This is a genomic window from Priestia sp. P5_B4, assembly GCF_056400385.1.
Window position 1 is genome coordinate 1 of sequence record NZ_JBFULJ010001261.1, and the last position, 827, is coordinate 827.

The following is an 827-nucleotide window of genomic DNA, read 5'->3' on the forward strand; positions in this document are numbered from 1 at the left end:
GAATGTATGAGGCGCTGTTACTTACATTGGTAAGGAAAAAGAGCACATATTGTGCTATTGACCGAGATGAAWAATAARAGRTTATTCATATTATAGATAGAAAAATAAAGGCATCAGTGTTTRGAAAGGAGATYACATGTTAAGAAAAAAACTTATWTCTGAATTAGCYAATRAARTATTGRACYTAAARACAAGACACCCCATACGAGTAGGAATTARTGGAATTACAYCYTCAGGAAAGACAACACTTGCTAATGAACTCRCTGAGGAACTYCAAAATAGRRRAAAGAATGTGATTAGAACAAGTATAGATCATTTTCATAAYYCGAGATCTATTCGTTACCGTCAGGGAAAAGARTCAGCTCTTGGCTATTACCAAGATGCYCATGATTATGAATCRTTTAAGSATAAGCTTYTAATTCCTTTAGGAACCGGGAGTAACTTTCATTATCAAATAGCTTCTTTAGACTTAACGACAGATCAGTATGTTAAACCCAATATTCAACGAGCAAGTAAGGATATGATTTTAATTGTAGACGGAACCTTTCTATTTAAAAAACATTTACGCAACCTATACGATTTTAAAATATTCGTTAGTGCTGACTTTGAGTTAGCTAGAAAGAGAGGCGCCAAACGAGAAGAACAAGCCTTTGGAAGTTATGAAAAAGCCAAGGAAATGTTTATTAAACGGTATCATGCAGCATCAACCACAATTTAGTGCAGATGTAGTTATTAACAATAATGATTTGAATGATCCATATTTTATTTAAATTCTTACTTTATTCAATTAAGGGCATGTTTTCGTTTGTTTTTTTCGAAACATGCTC

The 827-nt window shown here is 32.6% G+C and carries 1 pseudogene; it reads left to right on the plus strand.

The window, feature by feature from the left end:
• Positions 1-136 precede the first annotated feature (136 nt).
• A pseudogene (locus AC1DRF_RS30365) lies at positions 137-770 on the plus strand (nucleoside/nucleotide kinase family protein).
• Positions 771-827: the final 57 nt, after the last annotated feature.